Origin of the sequence: Pseudoalteromonas sp. D15MCD-2 (assembly GCF_038562745.1) — a bacterium.
In the GTDB taxonomy this organism is placed as follows: domain Bacteria; phylum Pseudomonadota; class Gammaproteobacteria; order Enterobacterales; family Alteromonadaceae; genus Pseudoalteromonas.
Genome location: NZ_JBCFQE010000001.1, coordinates 3,422,864 through 3,443,427, shown reverse-complemented (window position 1 = coordinate 3,443,427; position 20,564 = coordinate 3,422,864). Strand labels below are relative to the sequence as shown.

General features: G+C 42.1%; 25 protein-coding genes and 4 tRNA genes. 20 read left to right on the top strand and 9 right to left on the bottom strand.

Going from position 1 to position 20,564, the window contains the following annotated elements:
- Window positions 1-2 precede the first annotated feature (2 nt).
- The 9 genes from rplD to rpsQ are packed head-to-tail and all read left to right on the top strand — an operon-like array spanning window position 3 to window position 3,978.
- Window positions 3-608 carry a 50S ribosomal protein L4 gene (gene rplD, locus AADY36_RS15840; RefSeq protein WP_054552367.1) on the top strand — a complete coding sequence of 202 codons (606 nt, stop codon included), beginning with the start codon at window positions 3-5 and terminating at the stop codon, window positions 606-608.
- Entirely contained in the window at window positions 605-907 is a 303-nt protein-coding gene (gene rplW, locus AADY36_RS15835; protein ID WP_054552368.1) for a 50S ribosomal protein L23, read from the top strand. Before rplD ends, rplW begins: the two co-directional genes overlap by 4 nt.
- A gap of 17 nt (window positions 908-924) precedes the next feature.
- On the top strand, window positions 925-1,749 hold the full coding sequence (rplB, locus tag AADY36_RS15830; RefSeq protein WP_054552369.1) for a 50S ribosomal protein L2: 825 nt from the start codon (window positions 925-927) through the stop codon (window positions 1,747-1,749).
- A gap of 16 nt (window positions 1,750-1,765) precedes the next feature.
- Entirely contained in the window at window positions 1,766-2,044 is a 279-nt protein-coding gene (gene rpsS / locus AADY36_RS15825; RefSeq protein ID WP_010376377.1) for a 30S ribosomal protein S19, read from the top strand.
- A 14-nt stretch (window positions 2,045-2,058) separates the two neighbouring features.
- Window positions 2,059-2,391: a 50S ribosomal protein L22 gene (gene rplV, locus AADY36_RS15820; RefSeq protein WP_004588690.1), complete on the top strand. Its 333-nt coding sequence runs from the start codon at window positions 2,059-2,061 to the stop codon at window positions 2,389-2,391.
- A gap of 11 nt (window positions 2,392-2,402) precedes the next feature.
- Complete coding sequence (rpsC, locus tag AADY36_RS15815) at window positions 2,403-3,104, top strand: 30S ribosomal protein S3 (RefSeq protein ID WP_054552370.1); 702 nt, start codon at window positions 2,403-2,405, stop codon at window positions 3,102-3,104.
- A gap of 12 nt (window positions 3,105-3,116) precedes the next feature.
- Window positions 3,117-3,530 (top strand): 50S ribosomal protein L16, encoded by a 414-nt coding sequence (gene rplP, locus AADY36_RS15810; protein WP_036974208.1) that lies wholly within the window; start codon window positions 3,117-3,119, stop codon window positions 3,528-3,530.
- Entirely contained in the window at window positions 3,530-3,721 is a 192-nt protein-coding gene (gene rpmC / locus AADY36_RS15805; protein ID WP_054552371.1) for a 50S ribosomal protein L29, read from the top strand. The genes rplP and rpmC overlap by 1 nt, the downstream gene beginning before the upstream one ends.
- On the top strand, window positions 3,721-3,978 hold the full coding sequence (gene rpsQ, locus AADY36_RS15800) for a 30S ribosomal protein S17 (RefSeq protein WP_054552372.1): 258 nt from the start codon (window positions 3,721-3,723) through the stop codon (window positions 3,976-3,978). Before rpmC ends, rpsQ begins: the two co-directional genes overlap by 1 nt.
- A 195-nt stretch (window positions 3,979-4,173) precedes the next feature.
- Here rpsQ and AADY36_RS15795 read toward each other — a convergent pair whose 3' ends face one another.
- The 8 genes from AADY36_RS15795 to AADY36_RS15760 form a co-directional block, all read right to left on the bottom strand.
- Window positions 4,174-5,058 (bottom strand): hypothetical protein, encoded by an 885-nt coding sequence (locus AADY36_RS15795; protein WP_342409209.1) that lies wholly within the window; start codon window positions 5,056-5,058, stop codon window positions 4,174-4,176.
- 129 nt (window positions 5,059-5,187) lie between these two features.
- Window positions 5,188-6,381 carry a dipeptidase gene (locus AADY36_RS15790; RefSeq protein ID WP_054563921.1) on the bottom strand — a complete coding sequence of 398 codons (1,194 nt, stop codon included), beginning with the start codon at window positions 6,379-6,381 and terminating at the stop codon, window positions 5,188-5,190.
- Window positions 6,382-6,441: 60 nt separating this feature from the next.
- Window positions 6,442-6,699, bottom strand: a complete 258-nt coding sequence (locus AADY36_RS15785; protein ID WP_054563920.1) for a YheU family protein — start codon at window positions 6,697-6,699, stop codon at window positions 6,442-6,444.
- Entirely contained in the window at window positions 6,696-7,676 is a 981-nt protein-coding gene (locus tag AADY36_RS15780; RefSeq protein ID WP_054563919.1) for a hydrolase, read from the bottom strand. Before AADY36_RS15780 ends, AADY36_RS15785 begins: the two co-directional genes overlap by 4 nt.
- Before the next feature lie 142 nt (window positions 7,677-7,818).
- Window positions 7,819-7,959: a DUF3149 domain-containing protein gene (locus tag AADY36_RS15775; RefSeq protein WP_119852677.1), complete on the bottom strand. Its 141-nt coding sequence runs from the start codon at window positions 7,957-7,959 to the stop codon at window positions 7,819-7,821.
- 236 nt (window positions 7,960-8,195) lie between these two features.
- Window positions 8,196-10,352 carry an ATP-binding protein gene (locus AADY36_RS15770; protein WP_055199357.1) on the bottom strand — a complete coding sequence of 719 codons (2,157 nt, stop codon included), beginning with the start codon at window positions 10,350-10,352 and terminating at the stop codon, window positions 8,196-8,198.
- Between the two features lie 112 nt (window positions 10,353-10,464).
- Window positions 10,465-11,121 carry a helix-turn-helix transcriptional regulator gene (locus AADY36_RS15765; protein WP_054563917.1) on the bottom strand — a complete coding sequence of 219 codons (657 nt, stop codon included), beginning with the start codon at window positions 11,119-11,121 and terminating at the stop codon, window positions 10,465-10,467.
- 230 nt (window positions 11,122-11,351) lie between these two features.
- On the bottom strand, window positions 11,352-11,723 hold the full coding sequence (locus AADY36_RS15760) for a histidine triad nucleotide-binding protein (protein WP_054563916.1): 372 nt from the start codon (window positions 11,721-11,723) through the stop codon (window positions 11,352-11,354).
- 105 nt (window positions 11,724-11,828) lie between these two features.
- Here AADY36_RS15760 and AADY36_RS15755 point away from each other — a divergent pair, with 105 nt between their 5' ends.
- On the top strand, window positions 11,829-12,458 hold the full coding sequence (locus AADY36_RS15755; RefSeq protein WP_130167783.1) for a DUF2057 domain-containing protein: 630 nt from the start codon (window positions 11,829-11,831) through the stop codon (window positions 12,456-12,458).
- 52 nt (window positions 12,459-12,510) lie between these two features.
- On the opposite strand, the gene AADY36_RS15750 is transcribed toward AADY36_RS15755, so the two are convergent.
- Window positions 12,511-14,355 carry a M1 family metallopeptidase gene (locus AADY36_RS15750; protein WP_342409208.1) on the bottom strand — a complete coding sequence of 615 codons (1,845 nt, stop codon included), beginning with the start codon at window positions 14,353-14,355 and terminating at the stop codon, window positions 12,511-12,513.
- A gap of 145 nt (window positions 14,356-14,500) precedes the next feature.
- Between AADY36_RS15750 and murB the strand changes: the two genes are divergently transcribed.
- The 10 genes from murB (at window position 14,501) to AADY36_RS15700 (ending at window position 20,521) form a co-directional block, all read left to right on the top strand.
- Window positions 14,501-15,511 carry a UDP-N-acetylmuramate dehydrogenase gene (gene murB, locus AADY36_RS15745; RefSeq protein WP_342409207.1) on the top strand — a complete coding sequence of 337 codons (1,011 nt, stop codon included), beginning with the start codon at window positions 14,501-14,503 and terminating at the stop codon, window positions 15,509-15,511.
- The gene (gene birA / locus AADY36_RS15740) at window positions 15,508-16,500 is read left to right on the top strand and encodes a bifunctional biotin--[acetyl-CoA-carboxylase] ligase/biotin operon repressor BirA (protein ID WP_342409206.1); all 993 of its coding nucleotides are present in this window, start codon (window positions 15,508-15,510) and stop codon (window positions 16,498-16,500) included. Before murB ends, birA begins: the two co-directional genes overlap by 4 nt.
- Entirely contained in the window at window positions 16,497-17,195 is a 699-nt protein-coding gene (locus tag AADY36_RS15735) for a type III pantothenate kinase (protein ID WP_342409205.1), read from the top strand. The genes birA and AADY36_RS15735 overlap by 4 nt, the downstream gene beginning before the upstream one ends.
- Window positions 17,196-17,312: 117 nt before the next feature.
- Window positions 17,313-17,388, top strand: a tRNA-Thr gene (locus AADY36_RS15730).
- A gap of 40 nt (window positions 17,389-17,428) precedes the next feature.
- Window positions 17,429-17,513 (top strand) — tRNA-Tyr (locus tag AADY36_RS15725).
- Between the two features lie 44 nt (window positions 17,514-17,557).
- A tRNA-Gly gene (locus tag AADY36_RS15720) sits at window positions 17,558-17,632 on the top strand.
- Between the two features lie 13 nt (window positions 17,633-17,645).
- Window positions 17,646-17,721 (top strand) — tRNA-Thr (locus AADY36_RS15715).
- A 136-nt stretch (window positions 17,722-17,857) separates the two neighbouring features.
- Window positions 17,858-19,042 carry an elongation factor Tu gene (tuf, locus tag AADY36_RS15710; RefSeq protein WP_054564107.1) on the top strand — a complete coding sequence of 395 codons (1,185 nt, stop codon included), beginning with the start codon at window positions 17,858-17,860 and terminating at the stop codon, window positions 19,040-19,042.
- 374 nt (window positions 19,043-19,416) lie between these two features.
- Window positions 19,417-20,139 carry a hypothetical protein gene (locus AADY36_RS15705; protein ID WP_342409204.1) on the top strand — a complete coding sequence of 241 codons (723 nt, stop codon included), beginning with the start codon at window positions 19,417-19,419 and terminating at the stop codon, window positions 20,137-20,139.
- 67 nt (window positions 20,140-20,206) lie between these two features.
- Window positions 20,207-20,521 (top strand): hypothetical protein, encoded by a 315-nt coding sequence (locus tag AADY36_RS15700; RefSeq protein WP_239963219.1) that lies wholly within the window; start codon window positions 20,207-20,209, stop codon window positions 20,519-20,521.
- Window positions 20,522-20,564 lie beyond the last annotated feature (43 nt).

Genomic DNA, 20,564 nt, shown 5'->3' with positions numbered 1-20,564 from the left:
TGATGGAATTAGCAATTAAAGACGCTTCTGGCGCTCTTGAAGTTTCTGAAGCTACTTTTGGACGTGAGTTTAACGAAGCATTAGTACACCAAGTAGTTGTTGCTTACGCAGCAGGTGCTCGTCAAGGTACTCGTGCTCAGAAGACACGTTCTGAAGTAAGCGGTGGTGGTAAAAAACCATGGTCTCAAAAAGGTACTGGCCGTGCACGTGCTGGTACAATTCGTAGCCCAATTTGGCGTTCAGGTGGCGTTAGCTTCGCAGCTAAACCACAAGATCACAGCCAAAAAGTAAACCGTAAAATGTACCGCGGTGCGATCAAAAGCATCTTATCTGAATTAGTTCGTCAAGAGCGTTTAATCGTTGTTGAGCAGTTTGGTCTTGAAGCACCAAAAACTAAAGAACTAGTTTCTAAGCTTAAAGAACTTGAGCTTAAAGATGTTCTAATCGTGACTGAAGAAGTAGATGAGAATCTTTTCTTATCGGCACGTAACCTATACAAGGTTGACACGCGTGATGTAGCTGGTATCGATCCTGTAAGCCTAATCGCTTTCGATAAGGTACTTATTACAGCTGCTGCTGTTAAGCAACTTGAGGAGGCGCTAGCATGATCCGTGAAGAACGTCTTTTAAAAGTGATCCTTGCTCCACACATCTCTGAAAAAAGCACTATCGCTGCTGAAGAGAACAACACGATTGTTTTCAAAGTAGCTTCTGATGCAACTAAAGCTGAAATCAAAGCTGCAGCAGAAAAGCTTTTTGAAGTAGAAGTAACTGGTGTTCGCACACTAAACGTTAAGGGTAAAACAAAACGTACTGGCATGCGTTTCGGTCGTCGTTCAGACTGGAAGAAAGCTTACGTTACTCTTAAAGAAGGTAGCGAGCTAGACTTTGTCGGCGGCGCCGAGTAATAAGGGGAGTTAGAATTATGGCACTTCAAAAGTGTAAACCAACTTCTGCGGGTCGTCGTCACCTGGTTAAAGTGGTTAACCCAGATCTACATAAGGGTAAACCTTACGCACCACTACTAGAGAAAAACTCTAAGTCTGGTGGTCGTAATAACAAAGGTCGTATCACGGTTCGTCACATCGGTGGTGGTCATAAGCATCATTACCGTGTAATCGACTTTAAACGCACTAAAGATGGCATTCCAGCTGTTGTTGAGCGTCTAGAGTATGATCCAAACCGTAGCGCAAACATCGCTCTTGTATTATATGCAGACGGTGAGCGTCGTTACATTATTGCACCTAAAGGCTTAAAAGCTGGTGATTCAATCCAATCTGGTATTGATGCACCAATCAAAGCTGGTAACACGTTACCAATGCGTAACATGCCTGTAGGTTCGACTGTTCACAACGTAGAATTAAAACCAGGTAAAGGCGCGCAAATCGCACGTTCTGCTGGTGCATACGTTCAAATCCTTGCTCGTGAAGGTCAATACGTAACTCTACGTCTTCGTTCTGGCGAAGTTCGTAAAGTTCCAGCTGACTGTCGCGCAACACTTGGTGAAGTAGGCAATGCTGAGCATATGCTTCGTTCACTAGGTAAAGCTGGTGCAAATCGCTGGCGTGGTATCCGTCCGACAGTTCGTGGTGTTGCCATGAACCCGGTAGATCACCCGCACGGTGGTGGTGAAGGTCGTACATCTGGTGGTCGTCATCCTGTGTCTCCATGGGGTAAGCCGACTAAAGGTGCTAAGACACGTAAGAACAAGCGTACTGATAAATTTATCGTACGTCGTCGTACTAAATAATAGTTGAGGAATAGCCATGCCACGTTCTCTCAAGAAAGGTCCTTTTATTGACCTACACTTGCTGAAGAAGGTAGAGAAAGCGTTGGAAAGCGGTGACAAGAAGCCAATTAAAACTTGGAGCCGTCGTTCAATGATCATACCTAACATGATCGGATTGACCATCGCTGTCCATAATGGTCGTCAGCACGTTCCTGTGTTCATCACAGACGAAATGATCGGTCACAAACTAGGTGAATTTGCACCAACTCGTACTTACCGCGGTCACGCTGCGGATAAGAAAGCGAAGAAACGTTAAGAGGGGAATGATAAATGCAAGCATTAGCTAAACATAAATTCGCCTCTGGTTCGGCGCAAAAAGCACGTCTAGTTGCAGATCAGATCCGCGGACTTCCGGTTGATCGCGCTCTAGAAATCCTGGCGTACAGCCCTAAAAAAGCGGCTGTATTAGTTAAAAAAGTACTTGAGTCTGCTATTGCTAACGCAGAGCATAACGAAGGTGCTGACATTGATGAGCTTCGTGTAACTACGATCTTTGTGGACGATGGTCCAACAATGAAGCGTATTATGCCACGTGCTAAAGGACGCGCAGACCGCATCCTTAAGCGTACAAGCCACATCACTGTTGTGGTTTCAGATAGCTAGGAGTATAAGTAATGGGACAAAAAGTTCATCCTACTGGTATTCGCCTAGGTATCTCTAAACCTTGGGTTTCTACCTGGTACGCGAATTCAAAAGATTTCTCTGATCAGCTTTTTGGCGATCACAAAGTACGTACTTTCCTTACTAAGGAATTAAAAGCGGCTTCTGTGTCTAAAATCGTTATCGAGCGTCCAGCTAAATCTATCCGTGTAACAATTCACACAGCTCGTCCTGGTGTTGTTATCGGTAAAAAAGGCGAAGACGTTGAAAAACTACGTCAAGCAGTAACTAAGATTGCAGGTGTTCCGGCTCAGATTAATATCGCTGAAGTTCGTAAGCCTGAACTTGATGCACAACTAGTAGCTGACGGTATTGCGTCACAGCTAGAGCGTCGTGTTATGTTCCGTCGCGCTATGAAGCGTTCGGTACAAAATGCAATGCGCATTGGTGCAAAGGGTATCAAAGTTGAAGTTAGCGGTCGTCTTGGCGGTGCTGAGATCGCACGTTCAGAATGGTATCGTGAAGGTCGTGTACCTCTACATACTCTTCGTGCTGATATCGACTACGCAACTTCTGAAGCCTTAACCACTTATGGTATCATTGGTGTTAAAGTTTGGATCTTCAAAGGCGAAGTTATTGGTGGTTTACCACTAGTACAAGAGCAAGAGAAGCCAGCTAAACGCGCGCCAAAGAAAGCCAAAAAAAGTGCTAAGTAGAGGTAGCGAGTAATGTTACAGCCAAAACGTACAAAATTCCGTAAAATGCACAAAGGCCGCAACCGCGGTTTAGCGCAAAACGGTAACAAAGTAAGCTTCGGTACTTTCGGTTTGAAAGCTACTGGCCGTGGCCGTATGACTGCTCGTCAAATCGAAGCAGCTCGTCGTGCTATGACACGTCACGTAAAGCGTCAAGGTAAAATCTGGATTCGTGTATTCCCAGATAAGCCAATTACGAACAAACCATTAGAAGTTCGTATGGGTAAAGGTAAAGGTTCTGTTGAATATTGGGTTGCTGAAATTCAACCTGGTAAAGTACTTTACGAAATGGAAGGTGTTTCTGAAGAGCTTGCTCGTGAAGCATTTAACCTTGCAGCGCGTAAATTACCATTCACAACAACTTTCGTAACTCGGACGGTGATGTAATGAAAGCTAGCGAACTAAAAGACAAAAGCGTAGAAGAGCTAAATGCTGAACTTCTAGGACTTCTTCGTGAGCAGTTCAACCTGCGCATGCAAGCAAGCACTGGTCAGTTAGCTCAGACACACACGCTAAGAACAGTACGTCGCGATATCGCGCGTGTAAAAACAGTTATTAACCAGAAGGCAGGTCAATAATGAGCGATAAAATCCGTACTCTTCAAGGCCGTGTAATCAGCGACAAGATGGATAAATCTTTCACTGTTGCTATCGCACGTTACGTGAAGCATCCAGTATATGGAAAATTCATCAAACGTACGACTAAACTACACGTACATGACGAAAACAACACAGCTCAAACTGGTGACGTAGTTACTATTTCTGAGTGTGCTCCTATTTCTAAGACTAAGTCTTGGACTTTAGTAGACGTTGTTGAGCGTCCAAAGAAAGCTTAATTTTTAATTAAGTTTCCTTACTAAAAAGCCCCGGCATCTGCTGGGGCTTTTTGTTATAAAAAATAGCTGGAAGCTTTCAGCTGTCAGACGTCAGATTAGATCGAGAAGGGGCTTTCATTTCAGTGCAAGAAAACAAGTTAATAGTTACTTCAGGTTAAACTGGATTTAGTTTGTCCTAGCACCTAGCACCTTCAATCATTTCCCCAACGCTTTATCTATTTCTTCTCTTAACCGTGGGCCTTTTAGGTTTTCAGCCATGATTTCGGCAACTTTGGCATTACTGCTATTTTCAAGAGTGGTAATGCGTTCTGCTAAATCACTGGCATAACTATTGTTGCCGTCTCTTGTGGCACGGAAAAATTGGCCAATGAGGGCTGTGGCAGAAATATTGCGAACATAATCATTATCGTCAGTTTGTAACAGCTTTTGAAAATGCTCAGCGAGCTTAGGCGATACGTTATTTTGGCGAGATAAATTCTCTAAAGTACTGACACGAATCTTAGGGTCATTGGTGTATTCGCTAATGCTTATCATGGCATCGATTACTGCATTTGCTTGGCTGTCGTCCAAGTCGCGTCTGAGCATGCTTAGGGTCATTTTTAGTTGCCCGTAGGCTGCTAAGCGATCATTTTCGGACTTACTCAAATTGAGTAAGGTGGCAAGAGCTTCATTTATTGAGCTGTCGGCATATTGTGGGTCTGCTTTGATGCGTTCGCGGTAGTCATCAGGTAAATTACTTAGCCAGCCAAGCGCTGGATTTCTTTTCTCAATTTCGACTCGTCGCTCTTTTTCTTGCTGTTCCATTGCTTGTTTAACTAATGAGGCAAGTCGCTCAGGATCAATTGTTGGCGCTTGATTTTCAAGCTCGTGAATGCGTGTTTCGAGATCTAAAATATAGCCATGTAAGGCAACTAGATTTTCTCTGTCTTGCTCTGGAATGGTTAACTTTTTTAAGTTAGGTTTTGCTTGCTGAATAACTACAGGCTTGTCAGTCGAGTTTACTTTTGTATAGCTATAAATTGATAAGCCAAGTGCAATGCTTGCAAATGCCAGCGCAGTATTCCCTTGCCAAGTTGACATATCACATCATCCAAGTTGCTTTGTAATATCAGCAGATTAAAACAAGCTATTTTTATTATCAATTACTTATAATGATAAAAACAAAAAGCGCAGCTAGTTAGCTGCGCTTTTAAATGGAGTTTGTGTCGATTAATGGGCTTTTGCGTATGCTTCAGCTTGTTGCCATACACGTAGCATATTGCCACTTAAAATCTTTTTGATGTCTTTATCACTATAACCACGGTCCATTAGACCTTGCACAAGGTTAGGATAGCTAGATACATCTTTTAAGCCAGTAGGTAGAGAGTCGCCTACACCATCGTAATCTGAGCCAATACCCACATAATCGATGCCAATTAGCTCAACTACATGGTCAATGTGATCAAGTACTTGCTCTAAGCTTGCAAATGGAAACGGGTTTTTAGCGCGATAAGCAGCATCAAAATCTTTGCTTAGCTTAGTACCGTCTTTTTTCTTTTCAGCCTTTGCTGATTTAAGTTGATCGTACCAAGAGCCAGCCTTTGCTGTAACAAAGCTTGAACCGAAGTTAATTTGAATAACACCCCCATTCTTTTTAAGAGCTAACAGCATGTCGTCATTCATATTACGCTCAAAGCCAGGGGTGTATTTACGCAGTGACGAGTGTGAAGCAATCACGGGTACTTTCGAGATTTCCATCACTTGGTAAAACGCATCATCAGAAATATGCGATACATCAACCAGCATACCAATGTTGTTCATTTCTTTTACTAGCTCTTTACCGAACGGGCTCAGGCCTTTCCACTTACGACGGATGTCATAAGATGAATCAGAAATGTGGTTGCTCTGTGAGTGAGCTAGCGTGATGTAACGCACGCCACGCTCATAAAAATGCTTAAGGTTTTTAATGTCGCCTTCGATAGGTGAGCCGTTTTCCATGCCCATAGCAATCGACATTTTGCCTTGTTTAAATTGCTCTTTAATATCGGCAGTTGAGTCAGCAATAGCGAATTTACTTGGTGCGCGTTGCACAATCGCTTCCATAGAATCGATTAGCTGATTTGCTAATTGATAGCTTTTACCTTTGCCTTCAAATTCTAGGTTTGCAGGAATGTAAATTGACATGAAAGGAGCGTTCAAACCACCTTGCACAGCACGCGGATAATCAAAGTCACCGTCGCTTGTAGCTTTGGTTACGTCAGCCCACTTGTTATGAATACGGTAAGGCACATCGATATGGGTATCGATTAAAATAGTGTCTTTTGCCAGTTTAATGGCTTTATCTGATGCAGTAACCTGATCTGCATTTGCTTGACCAATTAAGGCCAAAGAAACTGCGGCAACCAGTGAGCTTAGTTTTTTCATTTTTTAATGGCTCTTTAAGTTAAAAAGCCATTGTGAAGGGTTACAATGTAACTTACAAGTTTAGTCGTTAAACGACGCTTGGTACTCTGGATCTGCTTGTAGAGCAACGAATTCAGCTTTAGATATAATCGTAACTGACTCATGTAACTCAGAAAAAAACACCATGGCTTCACCATTTTTAAGCTGTTGATGAACCTGCGCTACTTTGCTTTCAATGCTAAATTCTTGTTCGCCGTAATCAGTGCCTTCACGTAAAACATAACTTTCGATTAAATTATACAGAGTCTCTTTATCGAGGCGTTCGTGGGGAATGATCATAACTGCTCTTTTTTAACTAATTGTTGAAAATACTCAGGAACAATTCGTTCAAGCCAATATTCGGGCTTAAAAGGGTTTTTACCGCTAATAAATCCGACATGGCCCCCTTGTTCTGAGATGCGCAGCGTAACATGTTCACTCACATCTAAGCTATCTGGCACGGCTTTTATTGATAACATCGGGTCATCTTTGGCGTGCACAATCAGCGTAGGTGTTGCAATGCTTTTTAAAAATGGTTTTGCACTCGCTTGCTGATAGTAATCTTCAGCACCGGCAAAGCCGTGCAATGGTGCCGTGAGCATATTATCGAATTGCCATAAGTCATCAATCGCCATAAGTTTTTCTGGCGTTAGGCTAATTTGCTGTTCGATTTGTGGCAGCTTTCTTTGCATCGACTTTTTCATACGGTCGAGCAAATACTTTTGATAAATCTTGCCTAAGCTTTTGCGAATTACTTCACAAGATGATGACAAGTCAAATGGCGCAGACACAACGGCTGCGCCTGTTAAGTTCGATTTAGTACCTTGCTCACCTAAATACTTTGCCAGTACATTACCACCTAACGAAAAGCCCACGGCAAATAACGGACGTTTTGGAAATTTACTCTTAAGGTGGTTGATGAAAAAGCGCAGGTCTTCTGTTTCACCGCTGTGATAAGCACGTGCTAAACGGTTAACTTCGCGCGAGCAGTTTCGAAAATGCATCAATACAACAGCAAAGCCTTGTTGTTTAAGCTTTTTCATCATGCCTTTAGCATAAAAGCTGTTTATATTGCCTTCTAAACCATGCAATACAATAGCGAGGGGTGCTTGCTCGTTATGAGGTGTTGCCCAAGCCAGTTCTAAAAAGTCGCCATCTGGAGTATCGATTGTCGATAAGTCGTAGCGGGTATTATGAAAAGGGCGAAAAAAGCGCGGCATTATGGTTTGTAAATGGCGATTGCGCATCCACCACGCAGGCTTAAACTCAGGTAACATAGCTGACACTTTCGAAACAAAATAAGCGCCTATTGTAGCAAGTTTTTGCTTTTTGAGAACCGCTACAAGATTTTAGCTAGCTGCAAATAAAAAGCCCCTAAACAATAAATTGGATAGGGGCTTTGTGCGTCGTGCTTAATTCTTACTTAGGAACTTCTGCGTCGTGTATTTTCTTAATAAAGAAACCAACATAGAAAAGGCATAAAACGATAACAACTGCCAAAATGCCGAATGACATAAATAAAACTGGGTCGCTAAAAAAATCTCTGAAGAATACGTTCATGGTTGTGCCTCCTAATGTCTATGAGTTAATCATAGGCTGGCTTGAGGGCGGCTGATATGATCCAGATCAAGCTATTTTCCTGATGCGAAATAAGGCGATTTAATAGTTGATTTGGATCAAATTTATTTGGGGAGTTCGGAGCTTTCAGACATGGGAGAGGGGGAATTTCTACGCATATGACAAATGTCGCTTGCTTGAGGCTAATAGGGATTAGTCTCGCTAGGAGCTAGGAGCTCCTATGCTAACTCACTTCTAACATGCTTTAAGTAGGCTTGTAGGCTTTCTTGCCATAGGACTAATGCGTCGGTTAGTGATTCCTTTAAAGGCTTGTTGTCGAGCAGTTTACGCTCGATTTTCTTAAGTTCTAAACCATAGCGGTTAAAGCCTAGTTGTAAAGCCGTGCTGGCTTGGCGGTGCAGTAGCTTGATGCACTGCTCTTTATCATCCTCGACGAGCTGTTGGCAGCGGATCAGTTTGTTTCTGGCTGACAATACAAACTCGTTGTAAATCGATGACACTTCATCTTCACTGAATGAGCTGACAAGAGTCGCTGCGGCTGTTTCATCATAGAGTGTATCGCGCAGCTCAACAGCAATGCTTGCTGCTTGATTACTTTGTGAGTCACTGAGTGCTTGACGTAGTTTTTGTTGCTTAATGGGTTTGCCAACAATGTCTTTGATACCAAGTGCTAAGTATTCTTTTATTTCATCAGGGCTAAGGCTCGCGGTAAATGCTAACACCGGGGTTCGCTGGTTTAAATGGTCGATATTTTTTAGCTTTTTTAGCACTTCTTGGCCTGTTAAATCAGGCAAATTCATATCGAGTAATACCACATCAAAGTGATGTTTTTGCATTAGTTCAATGGCACTAGTACCATCTTTTGCAAGCTTAATCTTGTGCTCGTCATCGGCCATAAATTCAATGGCAATTTTTTGGTTTAAGTCGAGGTCTTCAACTAATAACACGTCTAGGCCAGTAACATAATCTTTTGATTGGTGGCGCTGCTCAACAAGACTAAGCTCACCAATGGCAAGCGGAATATCAAAGCTAAAAGTACTGCCTTTATTAAGTTCACTCTCAATATTGAGCTTGCTGCCTAACTTTTCCAGTAAACGGCTGGTGATTGCTAAGCCAAGGCCTGTACCACCTTTTTCTTTACCTGCGCTGCTTTGAACATAAGGTTCTGTTAGGTATGCAATTTCTTCATCTTCAATACCAGGCCCAGAATCTATGACGCTGATACGAACAAGGTGATCTAATTGCCCTTCATTGAGCAGTTTTACTTGGATTTTGACTGCACCTTGGTCGGTAAATTTAATCGCATTACCTACTAAGTTAATAATAACTTGTCTGAGTTTTTGTTGGTCGCAGTAATAACATGCTTGATCGGGCAAGTTGTATATAAGTTCAAACTTTAAATGTTTTTGCTCTGCTAAAGGGCTGAGTAAAAGGCACAGGTTATTGAGCCAGGTTTTAAACTCGACGTCTTCTTCGTAGAGCGCTTCATCACGCTGATCAAGGCTGGCGTAATCGAGTACTTTATCGACCAGTAAGTTTAGCGACTCAGCTGAGTTAATTATTGCTTCACAATAAGGTTTGTCACGTGGGTCACTCGACTGGTTCATGATTAGCTGTGCACTACCCAAAATACCATTTAACGGTGTACGTATTTCATGGCTAATAGTTGATAAGAATAAACCTCGAATTTCTAAGTCTTTATGAGCTTTTTCTGCTAACTGATTGAGGTTTTGTTCGCGGCGTTCATTACATAATAGTGCCATACCAGTTGCATAAAACATCGGCGCAATAACACCATTAATAAATAAAGTGATACTAAACCAATCCGCTGACAATAAGCTTGCTGTTGTGACATCTCCCATCATTAAGGTTCGGCCTGTAAATATAGCCAGAATAATGCTGAGAATTAAAATGTAGACAATACTGCCATTAGGGTAACTTTTACGGCCATTTCGAATAAATAATGCCAGTAAAAACAAAGCTTCAACTATATGCTGAAGATCAGAAACCAAAATTCGACTACGTAACTCTGCGCTATCAGTGGCAAGGTAAATCATGGTAATCGCGAGCACCACCGTTATCGCAACAAAGGTTTTAAAACCAACGCATTTGGCATTTAAAAATTGGCAAATCGCAAGTACATGAATAATGGAAGCACTAAAGAGTAGGGTGTTTGCGATAGCAATACTGGCAATATTATTGATATGACCATGCAATGCAAAACTCATTACCGATGCAAACATCACTAGAGGGTAGAAAATATAGAGTAAGGTGCCCGGAGTATTATTATTGGTTCGCCATGTAAGGTAATTAAGAAGAGTCATCACTGCCATCATGGCAGCACTGGCGTAATATAAAGTGGCTGAGTCGAGCATTGTATTTCCGGTGTTTTGCAATCAGTTTGAGCATAAAGTCAATTACAGTGTTTAGCAACCAGAAACAAAAACAGACGCGGCTGCGTCTGTTTTAACTTGTAGGATGTTTAGTTTAGCGAATTTCGTCTGGAATATTCTGCTGTGCCCAAGACAATAGCTCGATACGGTTACGACATTTAGTTTTTCTAAATGCACTATATAAGTGAGTTTTAACTGTATGTGGGCTGATGCTTAAGTCTTCAGCAATTTCTTTATTCTTCGAACCTTTACTCATTAGTGAGATTATTGCTTTTTCACGTTTAGTAAGTTTAACCGGTTCGATGTCACCATCTGTCAATTTGTGGAGTGCGTCTTTATTGAACTGCAACATACGATTTAATGCATTACACATGATGTCGCGGCGATACCATAGTTGATCTTCAAGTAATAAACGAATGCCTTTCATTAACACATCTGCATTATCTGTTGTGTAAAACACACCACGAATACCACTTAATAGAGCACGGTTTGCAAGTTCAGGATTTTCATCTAGGTTAAACAGCACGATATCGCATTTTAATCGTAAATTAACTAGCTGCTCTTTTAACTTGCCCCACGGATCTGTGCTTGACGTTTCAATAAATAACAAGCGTGTTCCTTCTGGTACTTCAGAGATATCAGTACCAGATGTCACTGCTAGTCCTTGTGTTTTTAACAATGGCTCTAATACGTTAATGCCAATAGTGTTAATTGGCTCTGGATCTAATAATAAAAAGGCTGAACTACTCATATATATACACTCTTGAATAAAGTTGACAGTTAAATCCTATCACGCAATCCACCCCTTTCGTATTAGAAATTTCTGAGAGTTGTGCAGGAAAAGTACAGTTTGTGTCTGTTTTGTGTCAAAAATTACAGTTAGTTAACTAATCGCAATATGTTAACTAACTGATATATATTTATTATAGCCAAAAATAATATGTTTGTGCTACTTTTTACATTTGTTTACATGTTAAAGTATTAGATTGCTGTTTTTTTCTTGTCCTGATATGGAGGCCAGCCCATTTCTTTACCTGCTAACATGTGTAGGTGTATATGGTACACAGTTTGTCCGCCGTGGTCATTACAGTTCATTACGACGCGAAATCCGTCTTCACTAAAGCCAAATTGTTTAGCGAGTTTTGCAGCAACTACATATAAGTGACCGACTAAAGCTGAGTTTTCTTCCGTAACATCATTAATCGTCGCTATTGGCGTTTTTGGGATGATCAGCACATGAAAAGGGGCTTGTGGGTTAATATCTTTAAAAGCTAAAGATAGATCGTCCTCATAAACAATATCAGCTGGGATCTCTCGGTTAATAATCTTTGTAAAAATAGTCTCTTGGCTCATACTTAGCTCTCTTATAAATGTGGTTAAATGACCGCCCACTAATGACAAACTTTATTTGCAGTGTCAAACTGAAACTGCCGCAAGTTGAACAACCAAGGAGTGAACATGCGTAAGTTAGTATTACTGAGTAGTGCGTTAATGCTATTTAATAGTTTCAGCAGTGTAGCTGAGACTATTCACTTTCCCGAAGAGTTTGTACCCTTACAAGTTGGAGAGCGCCTAATTGAACAGTCGTTTTTCAGTCGTGTTGACGATGTTGAGCTTGCTCCTGGTACGTACCAAGTGAAGATGAAATATACCGATCTTTACGAGCAAGGTTATGATGACCATCAAGTTGTTGAGTCGGAGCCATTTTGGGTTGAGCTTACGGTAGAGAGTGGCAAAGACTATGACCTAGTGTTTAATCGTGCCAGTAATGCTGTTGCTGCAGAAGTGTTTGCTGAATCACCGCAAGTAAGCTTAAAAGCCAAGGGCAGTGAACTTGCTGTGCCGCTATCGATAGTTAGCTATCGTGCAGCTAGCGCGCCTGCACAAGCTGTAGCCAGTACCCCAGTTGCAGCTACAAGTACAAGCAACAAGCCTGCGACAGCAGTCCCTGTCACATTGCCTGCAAAAGTACCCGGCGGACAAGCGGGTTTGAAAAATATGCCAAGTGCGGCTGCGATGCTTGAGTTTTGGTGGCAACAAGCAAGCCCAGAAGAGCGCCGTGCGTTCTTACAAAAAGTAAGTAACTAATAAAATAATTAAAAAAGGCGCTGATTGCAGCGCCTTTTTTGTGTTTGATGACTTACTTTGCAAATAAGTCGTCAACAGTACCTTGTGCAAGTGGGTGGTAACCCGGACGTGCTTTTAAGTACACATCATGCGCCCAGTCTTTTTTACCGTTTTTAATAAGTGCTTTATAGAGTGGCACAATTAATTTACGACGACCGATGCCTGATAGGTGTTCATCAAGCGCTGGGTAAATTGGTTGATAACCATTACCTACCGCTAGCATAAACCATGCGAAAGCACGCTCTGCATTAGTTGACTGTGTTAGGTTGAATTGATTATCAAGCTCAGTCATTTTTTCGATGCTTAAATCGCGAGGTAGGTTATTCAAAAAGTGTAGCCACTCGTGAACTGACCAATCCGCTGTTGGTAACTGGGCTGCACTGATCTCACCGTTTAACCATGTTTTGGTTACAGCATCAACTTTATCGAAGGCATCAGACGTTGGGTTAGGAGCATCGCTTGGTAAACCAGGCTCAAAGATCCACTCATTAACTTTATCCATGCTCACAACGCCTGGGTATTTGTCGATCAAGTTAGCTTTTAAGTAAGTAACAAATTGCGCTGTTGTAAGAGACTTAAACGCAAATTGGTCAAAGTAAGCTTTTACGAATGGGTCAAACTTATCACGGCCAAATTTGTTTTCTAGATAGATTAAGAAAAGCTGACCTTTAGTGTAAGGCACTGAGCTAAATGCATCATCAGGATCGCGGCCATTAAGTTTTAAGTTAAGACGCGTATCTGGTGCTGGTAGAGTTTTAAGTAATGCACGTAAGCCGGCAGCATCAAGCGCTTGCTCCATAACGGCACGGTCACGGCCAAACACTTCTTCCATAATGCGGTTTTCAACGTAAGACGTGAAACCTTCATTTAGCCATAAATCTTCCCAAGTCGCATTGGTTACTAAGTTACCAGACCAAGAGTGAGCAAGCTCGTGAGCAATTAGGTTTACTAAGCTTTTATCGCCAGCAACAACCGTTGGTGTGATGAATGATAAACGTGGGTTTTCCATGCCACCAAATGGGAAGCTTGGCGGTAGCATTAATAAGTCATAACGACCCCATGCGTATTCGCCATACATCGCGTTAGTTTTATCGATCATCGCTTGTGTGTCGTTAAACTCAGCAACTGATGCATCTAAAATTGTTGGCTCAGCAAAGATACCCGTTTGCTTAGACATGGCTTTGAATTCTAAATTACCTGCACCAATTGCGATTAAGTATGGCGAAATTGGTTGTGGCATATTAAATAGGTAATCGCCGTCCTTATAAAGTGCATCTTTGTTATCAGCACTCATCACCGCACGAATGTCTTTAGGAGTGTGAATACGTGCCGAGTAGGTTACACGCATTGCTGGCGTATCTTGTACTGGGATCCAACTACGAGCATGAATTGCTTGTGATTGGCTGTACATAAATGGGTGTGATTTACTGGCTGTTTGCTCTGGCGTTAACCACTGTAAACCTGAAGCTTCTGGACGGCTGTTGTAGTAAATACGTGCTTTAACTGCTTGGCTTTTAAATTTAATTGTTAATTTTGAGCCCTTCACGTCATCACGTGCAGCAAGGGTGAAGTCAGCTTTGTGCCAGCTGCCTTTTTGATCTTGATACATTACTTTGTCGATATCTAAATCGCGAGTATCAAGCACCAGTGTTTTGCTTGTTGCATTGTGCCAATCTAGCGTGTGCTCAACAAAACCTTCTAGTTGTTTGTCATCAAAATCAACATCTAAATCTAGTAGTAGGTGAGTGGTTGTTACGTCATCTAAGTTTGCGTAAGTGTGCTGGCTGATTGCATCTGCAGTTGCTTGAGAGCAAGCACCGGCTATAGCAAGACTTAAAAGTAATGGTTTAAACTTCATAATAACCCTGGAACGGAAATGAAAAAGAGCCCGTTTTATAACATGATTAGTGCAGTGGGTTGAGTGATTTTTACAATCTAATGCGTATTTTGCGACGATAGGTTACACTAATGCGATTAGTTACCGGTAACCTTTGAGGCGTTTTGTGGCTCAGTCCCTGCAATCTTTTCATACCTTTTCTTTGCCAAGCCAATGCCAGCATTTTTATCAAATTGATGAAGTGAATCAGCTTTTAAGCACAGACTTTTCTGGGCCATTTTGTATTTTAGGTGAAGGCAGTAATACGGTGTTTTTATCTGACTACCAAGGTTCTGTGATCCATATGAATACGAAGGGCATAGATATAGAGCAGCAAAGCGATGGCTTTTTATTGCACATTGCAGCCGGAGAAAACTGGCACCAATTAGTTGCTATGACTATTGCTAATGATATGCCTGGGCTTGAAAACCTTGCTTTAATACCTGGGACTGTTGGTGCTGCACCAGTGCAAAATATAGGTGCTTACGGTGTAGAGCTTGAAAAGTTTGTGAGTTATGTCGAATACTTTGATATTGCCACCAAAACCATAAAGCGCTTAACTAAAGGCGAATGCCAATTTGGGTATCGTGACTCTATCTTCAAGCATGCACTGAAAAATCAAGCGGTGATCACCCAAGTAGGGTTGCTGTTACCTAAGAAATGGCAGCCAGTGCTTAGTTATGGACCATTGCAACTGTTTTCAGAACCCTCTCCACAGCAGGTATTTGAGCAAATCATCACAACCAGAAACAGCAAACTACCAAACCCCAGTGAACTTGCAAATGCAGGCAGTTTTTTCAAAAACCCAGTGATCAGGAATGAGCAACTTGCGTTACTTTTAAAACAGTACCCAGAGCTACCTCATTACTTTGTGGATGCTGAGCATCATAAAGTTGCGGCGGGGTGGTTGATTGAGCAAGCTGGGTTAAAAGGCTTTAAGGTCGCAGGTATTGAAGTGCATCAGCAGCAAGCGTTAGTGCTAGTAAACCACGGTAATAGTACAGGTGGTGACTTAATTGCCATGGTAAAGCATGTACAACAACAGGTTTGGCATAAATATCAGATTGCTTTACAGCACGAAGTACGCCTGATCAATGCTGAACATGAATGCCACATTGAATTGGGAGCTTCATCATGAAAGCGCCAGATGGAAATAAGCTCGCTATTTTACAAGCTCTAAATACCGGTGGTTTTATTTCTGGTCAGCAATTGGGTGAGCAGCTCGGTATTAGCCGTGCAGCAGTGGGTAAACATATTCACTCTTTGCAGGAGATGGGGCTCGATATATTTAAGGTTACGGGTAAAGGGTATTGCCTAAATAATAGTGCAGGCTTACTGAACAAAGATAAGATCGGTCAGCATTATAATGAGTTAGGTGGCAGCACCGCTAATGTTGAAGTGCAGCCTATCATTGACTCAACCAACAGTGAGTTAATGCGCCGTTTGCAAACAGAAGTATCACTGCCATCTGGAAGTGTATTAGTTGCAGAAATGCAGCAAGCAGGAAGAGGGCGCCGTGGGCGCGTTTGGCAATCTCCATTTGGTGCAAACTTATACTTTAGTTATTTTTGGCGTTTGGATGATGGTTTGCAAGCTGCTATGGGGGTATCTATTGCTGTTGGGCTTGCTGTTTACGATACGCTTAAAGCCTTATATCAATTGGATGTAGAGCTTAAGTGGCCAAATGATATCTACTTAAACCGTGAAAAATTAGCGGGCGTATTAGTTGAACTTGACGGCCAACCACAAGGTCCTTGTCAGCTTGTAATAGGTATAGGTATTAATTTACATATGCCAGAAAGTGTTAGCCAACACATAGATCAGGCATGGACTGATTTAAGCCAGCATGTACAGGGATTAGATAAAAACAAGTTGGTGGCCTATTTATGCTTTTATTTAGAAAAACGCTTAGCCCAGTATCAGCAATCAGGTTTAAACGATATGTATCTACAGTGGAATCAATTAAATGCATTTGCTGGCGAGTGTGTTGAGCTCAATACGGGTCATCGTAGCTGGCTTGGTATTTGTGAAGGGATTGATAACCAAGGTGGCGTACGTATTCGTCAAGATGGCGAAGTGAAAAGTTATTATGGTGGTGAAATTTCATTACGTAAGGCTGAGCTATGAAACTATTAGTGGATGTTGGTAATACCGCAATTAAAGCCGTTTTGTTTGATGGCAAGGATTACCAAACCTGTGAACTCAGCAATTTACCTTGGTCACAAATAACAGAGCTGGTCTATGCCTGCGTGGGTAGCACTGAGCTACTTAAACCGTTATTAGCACAGGCGCAGCAACATGCTGTTCCTTACTTTGAAGCAGAGGTGACCGCTAAACTCGCTACGTTAACCTGTGCTTATCAGCAGTTTCAAAACCTAGGAATTGATCGCTGGCTCGCGATGATCGCTGCGTATGTAGAATATCCCGAGCAAAACTGCATTATTATCGATGCCGGTACAGCAACGACAATTGATGTGCTTAATAAAGAAGGCGCGCATCTAGGAGGCTGGATCTTACCTGGCCTTGATTTAATGACCTCATCACTTACCCAAAATACGCAACGTGTGTTTGATGATGAGCAAACTCCATTCACTACTGAGTTAGGGCGTAATACGCCAAATGGCCTAAAAAATGGTGCTATGGTTGCTACTCTCGGTGCAATCGAGCAAGCAAAACAACATCTTAACCAACAGGGTTGTCAGTTATTATTTGCTGGTGGTTATGGCAAATTGTTAGCAGATACATATATAGATGCTAAGTTTGACAGCTTGCTCGTGTTTAAAGGACTGAATTATTGGCGTGAATTAGCTATAAAGCAGTAAAAATACGGGTTTTTGCCTGAATAGTGAGCGTTTAACACATAAATTCACATTTTTTTTAATTTTATGGTTGCATCACAATAAACCTTACCTTAGAATCTCGCCCCGTACTAAAGCAGTGCCGACTTAGCTCAGTTGGTAGAGCAACTGACTTGTAATCAGTAGGTCATCCGTTCAACTCGGATAGTCGGCACCACTTTCCTTTTACCGGAAGTGACTTAGTAAAGAATTTTCGTGGAGGGGTTCCCGAGCGGCCAAAGGGATCAGACTGTAAATCTGACGGCTCAGCCTTCGCTGGTTCGAATCCAGCTCCCTCCACCACTTTATTCTTGACGGTTAGAGGTAGTTTAAGAACAGGTTCCTATGCGGGCATCGTATAATGGCTATTACCTCAGCCTTCCAAGCTGATGATGCGGGTTCGATTCCCGCTGCCCGCTCCAGACTTCTGGTGTTGCTGATATAGCTCAGTTGGTAGAGCGCACCCTTGGTAAGGGTGAGGTCGGCAGTTCAAATCTGCCTATCAGCACCAGTATCGAGAACTCATCTTAATTTCTTCCTTTATCTGTCAGAAAAAACTATTTGAAATTTGAAAAAATTAAATTAATCTACCCTCGGTGGATTATTTTCATATGTAATCTAGATACACAAAACTGATAGGTTCCGTCATGGCAAAAGAAAAGTTTGAACGCGTAAAACCGCACGTAAACGTTGGTACAATCGGCCACGTTGACCACGGTAAAACAACTCTAACAGCAGCAATCACTAACGTACTTGCAAAAGTATACGGTGGTGTAGCTAAAGACTTCGCATCAATCGATAACGCTCCAGAAGAGCGTGAGCGTGGTATCACAATCTCAACTTCACACGTTGAGTACGATACTCCAACTCGTCACTACGCACACGTAGACTGTCCAGGACACGCCGATTATGTTAAAAACATGATCACTGGTGCTGCTCAAATGGACGGCGCAATCCTAGTAGTTGCTGCGACTGACGGTCCTATGCCACAAACTCGTGAGCACATCCTACTTTCTCGTCAGGTTGGTGTACCTTACATCATCGTATTCATGAACAAATGTGACATGGTTGACGACGAAGAGCTACTTGAGCTAGTTGAGATGGAAGTTCGTGAACTTCTTTCTGAGTACGACTTCCCAGGTGATGACTTACCACTAATCCAAGGTTCAGCGCTTAAAGCGTTAGAAGGCGAGAAAGAGTGGGAAGACAAAATCGTTGAGCTTGCAGAAGCACTAGATTCTTACATCCCAGAGCCAGAGCGTGACATCGATAAGCCATTCATCATGCCTATCGAAGACGTATTCTCAATCCAAGGTCGTGGTACTGTTGTAACTGGCCGTGTTGAAGCTGGTATCATCAACGTGAATGACGAAGTTGAAATCGTAGGTATCAAAGAAACTACGAAGACAACTTGTACAGGTGTTGAGATGTTCCGTAAGCTTCTAGACGAAGGTCGTGCGGGTGAGAACATCGGTGCACTTCTACGTGGTACTAAGCGTGAAGACGTTGAACGTGGTCAAGTACTAGCTAAGCCTGGTTCAATCACTCCACACACGAAGTTCACTTCAGAAGTATACGTACTTTCTAAAGATGAAGGTGGTCGTCACACTCCATTCTTCAAAGGTTACCGTCCACAGTTCTACTTCCGTACAACTGACGTAACAGGTGACGTACAGTTACCAGACGGCGTTGAAATGGTAATGCCTGGTGATAACATCAAGATGACTGTAGAACTAATCTGCCCAATCGCGATGGACGAAGGTTTACGCTTCGCTATCCGTGAAGGTGGCCGTACAGTTGGTGCTGGTGTTGTTGCAACTATCGTTGAGTAATATCAAAAGATAGAGCTTCACAGCTTATAAAAAGGTCGCCCAGGCGGCCTTTTTTAATGCTTGTAGAAAAGCTATCAGCTATCAGCTATCAGACGTCAGATCACACGGTGGGGTTGGTTTGTGTGGTGTCTCACTCAGTATTTGCCCTGTTCACTCTTCGGGTAGGTTGGTTTGAGCGAAGCGAAACCCAACTATCATAAAGCATTCCCAAGGTTATGCTTGAACTAGAACCTAGAACCTAGAACCTAGAACCTAGAACCTAGAACCTAGAACCTAGAACCTAGAACCTAGAACCTTTACCCTCGCTAACTCGCAACTTTCCTATGAACTAATTCACTCTTTTAGCACTCTTAAAAATAAAACGAGGCGCTAGGGTGTTAAAAGGGAATTACAAAGCATGGATCATCTCAATTTCGTTACATGCTGTTTTGTTGCTGTTATTTACTCGATATGGAAAGTCTTTGAAACTCCCCGCAGTCGCTGAACCGCCAAAAGTAATCAACGCGTATGTGAGTGTTGATTTAACTTCGTTACCTAGTTTGCAGAAACCTCAAGACAAACCTTTACCAGAACACTCGCAAGTAGTTCCAAGTGAGGCTAAGCCTTTGCCAAAAAACGAAGATGTTTCGCAGGGGAGCTCTCAACAGATGACTGACGCTAAGGCAATTAATCCCACTATAAATGAACCAAAAGAAGCTACCTCTGAGGTTGTAAAGCCTAATCAGACACTTGAGAATTCAAAAATAGCCGAAGAGCTATTTAAAAAGCTCAACCCTTATGCACCAATCCCACAGCTTAATGTTGAAAATGGTTCTGCTCATGCGTCTTTGTTTGGGCAGGGTGAAGCGACGATTAGTAATAGCCCCGCAGGCAGGGTTACGGTGCCCGCACAATTAACCGTCTCTGATAAAGCAACGGTCGTTTGGCAAAATGGCGATGGCAGCAAGCGTATCGAGGTGCTAAATGGCATGTGTTACGGCATAGATTTTAATTCGGTGTTTGGTAAATCTGGAGTGCCAAGTGGATCGCCCAGACCCTGTGAAGATAAAGAAGCAAAGCTATTTAAAGATATAATGAATAAGTGGAATAAAAAGTAATAACAAAATACTTTACCTCAACTTAACTTGAGCTTTTAAAGTAGCGTTTTTTGTAATGGATATCGCTATGAACTCACTAGAAAACTATTTATTAAGCCTACAAATCAATTGTTATCAAACGTCAGTGATACAGATTTCTCAAGTACAAGCGCGTATTTGGCAGTCATTACAAAATAGTTCTAGTTATGCTCATAATGTAATCGAAGAGTTTGAATTAAATGGGCAATCTACGCATTACCAACATGCCGCCCTATTTACACTGGTTTTACAGCAGCTTGGATATAAAATACAGCCAACAGAAGAAAATACTTTGTCGGTAAGGCATAACCATTTGTTACATGACATTCGTCTTGTCGAGCAGTTAAACTCTAATGAGGCTTAAGTCAGTTTTATTGTATAAAAAGGCACTTAGCCGAAACTAAGTG

Coding starts and splice junctions, on each gene's coding strand:
- rplD (WP_054552367.1), top strand. CDS start 3: ATGGAATTAGCAATTAAAGACGCTTCTGGCGCTCTTGAAGTTTCTGAA.
- rplW (WP_054552368.1), top strand. CDS start 605: ATGATCCGTGAAGAACGTCTTTTAAAAGTGATCCTTGCTCCACACATC.
- rplB (WP_054552369.1), top strand. CDS start 925: ATGGCACTTCAAAAGTGTAAACCAACTTCTGCGGGTCGTCGTCACCTG.
- rpsS (WP_010376377.1), top strand. CDS start 1,766: ATGCCACGTTCTCTCAAGAAAGGTCCTTTTATTGACCTACACTTGCTG.
- rplV (WP_004588690.1), top strand. CDS start 2,059: ATGCAAGCATTAGCTAAACATAAATTCGCCTCTGGTTCGGCGCAAAAA.
- rpsC (WP_054552370.1), top strand. CDS start 2,403: ATGGGACAAAAAGTTCATCCTACTGGTATTCGCCTAGGTATCTCTAAA.
- rplP (WP_036974208.1), top strand. CDS start 3,117: ATGTTACAGCCAAAACGTACAAAATTCCGTAAAATGCACAAAGGCCGC.
- rpmC (WP_054552371.1), top strand. CDS start 3,530: ATGAAAGCTAGCGAACTAAAAGACAAAAGCGTAGAAGAGCTAAATGCT.
- rpsQ (WP_054552372.1), top strand. CDS start 3,721: ATGAGCGATAAAATCCGTACTCTTCAAGGCCGTGTAATCAGCGACAAG.
- AADY36_RS15795 (WP_342409209.1), bottom strand. CDS start 5,058: ATGTCAACTTGGCAAGGGAATACTGCGCTGGCATTTGCAAGCATTGCA.
- AADY36_RS15790 (WP_054563921.1), bottom strand. CDS start 6,381: ATGAAAAAACTAAGCTCACTGGTTGCCGCAGTTTCTTTGGCCTTAATT.
- AADY36_RS15785 (WP_054563920.1), bottom strand. CDS start 6,699: ATGATCATTCCCCACGAACGCCTCGATAAAGAGACTCTGTATAATTTA.
- AADY36_RS15780 (WP_054563919.1), bottom strand. CDS start 7,676: ATGTTACCTGAGTTTAAGCCTGCGTGGTGGATGCGCAATCGCCATTTA.
- AADY36_RS15775 (WP_119852677.1), bottom strand. CDS start 7,959: ATGAACGTATTCTTCAGAGATTTTTTTAGCGACCCAGTTTTATTTATG.
- AADY36_RS15770 (WP_055199357.1), bottom strand. CDS start 10,352: ATGCTCGACTCAGCCACTTTATATTACGCCAGTGCTGCCATGATGGCA.
- AADY36_RS15765 (WP_054563917.1), bottom strand. CDS start 11,121: ATGAGTAGTTCAGCCTTTTTATTATTAGATCCAGAGCCAATTAACACT.
- AADY36_RS15760 (WP_054563916.1), bottom strand. CDS start 11,723: ATGAGCCAAGAGACTATTTTTACAAAGATTATTAACCGAGAGATCCCA.
- AADY36_RS15755 (WP_130167783.1), top strand. CDS start 11,829: ATGCGTAAGTTAGTATTACTGAGTAGTGCGTTAATGCTATTTAATAGT.
- AADY36_RS15750 (WP_342409208.1), bottom strand. CDS start 14,355: ATGAAGTTTAAACCATTACTTTTAAGTCTTGCTATAGCCGGTGCTTGC.
- birA (WP_342409206.1), top strand. CDS start 15,508: ATGAAAGCGCCAGATGGAAATAAGCTCGCTATTTTACAAGCTCTAAAT.
- AADY36_RS15735 (WP_342409205.1), top strand. CDS start 16,497: ATGAAACTATTAGTGGATGTTGGTAATACCGCAATTAAAGCCGTTTTG.
- tuf (WP_054564107.1), top strand. CDS start 17,858: ATGGCAAAAGAAAAGTTTGAACGCGTAAAACCGCACGTAAACGTTGGT.
- AADY36_RS15700 (WP_239963219.1), top strand. CDS start 20,207: ATGAACTCACTAGAAAACTATTTATTAAGCCTACAAATCAATTGTTAT.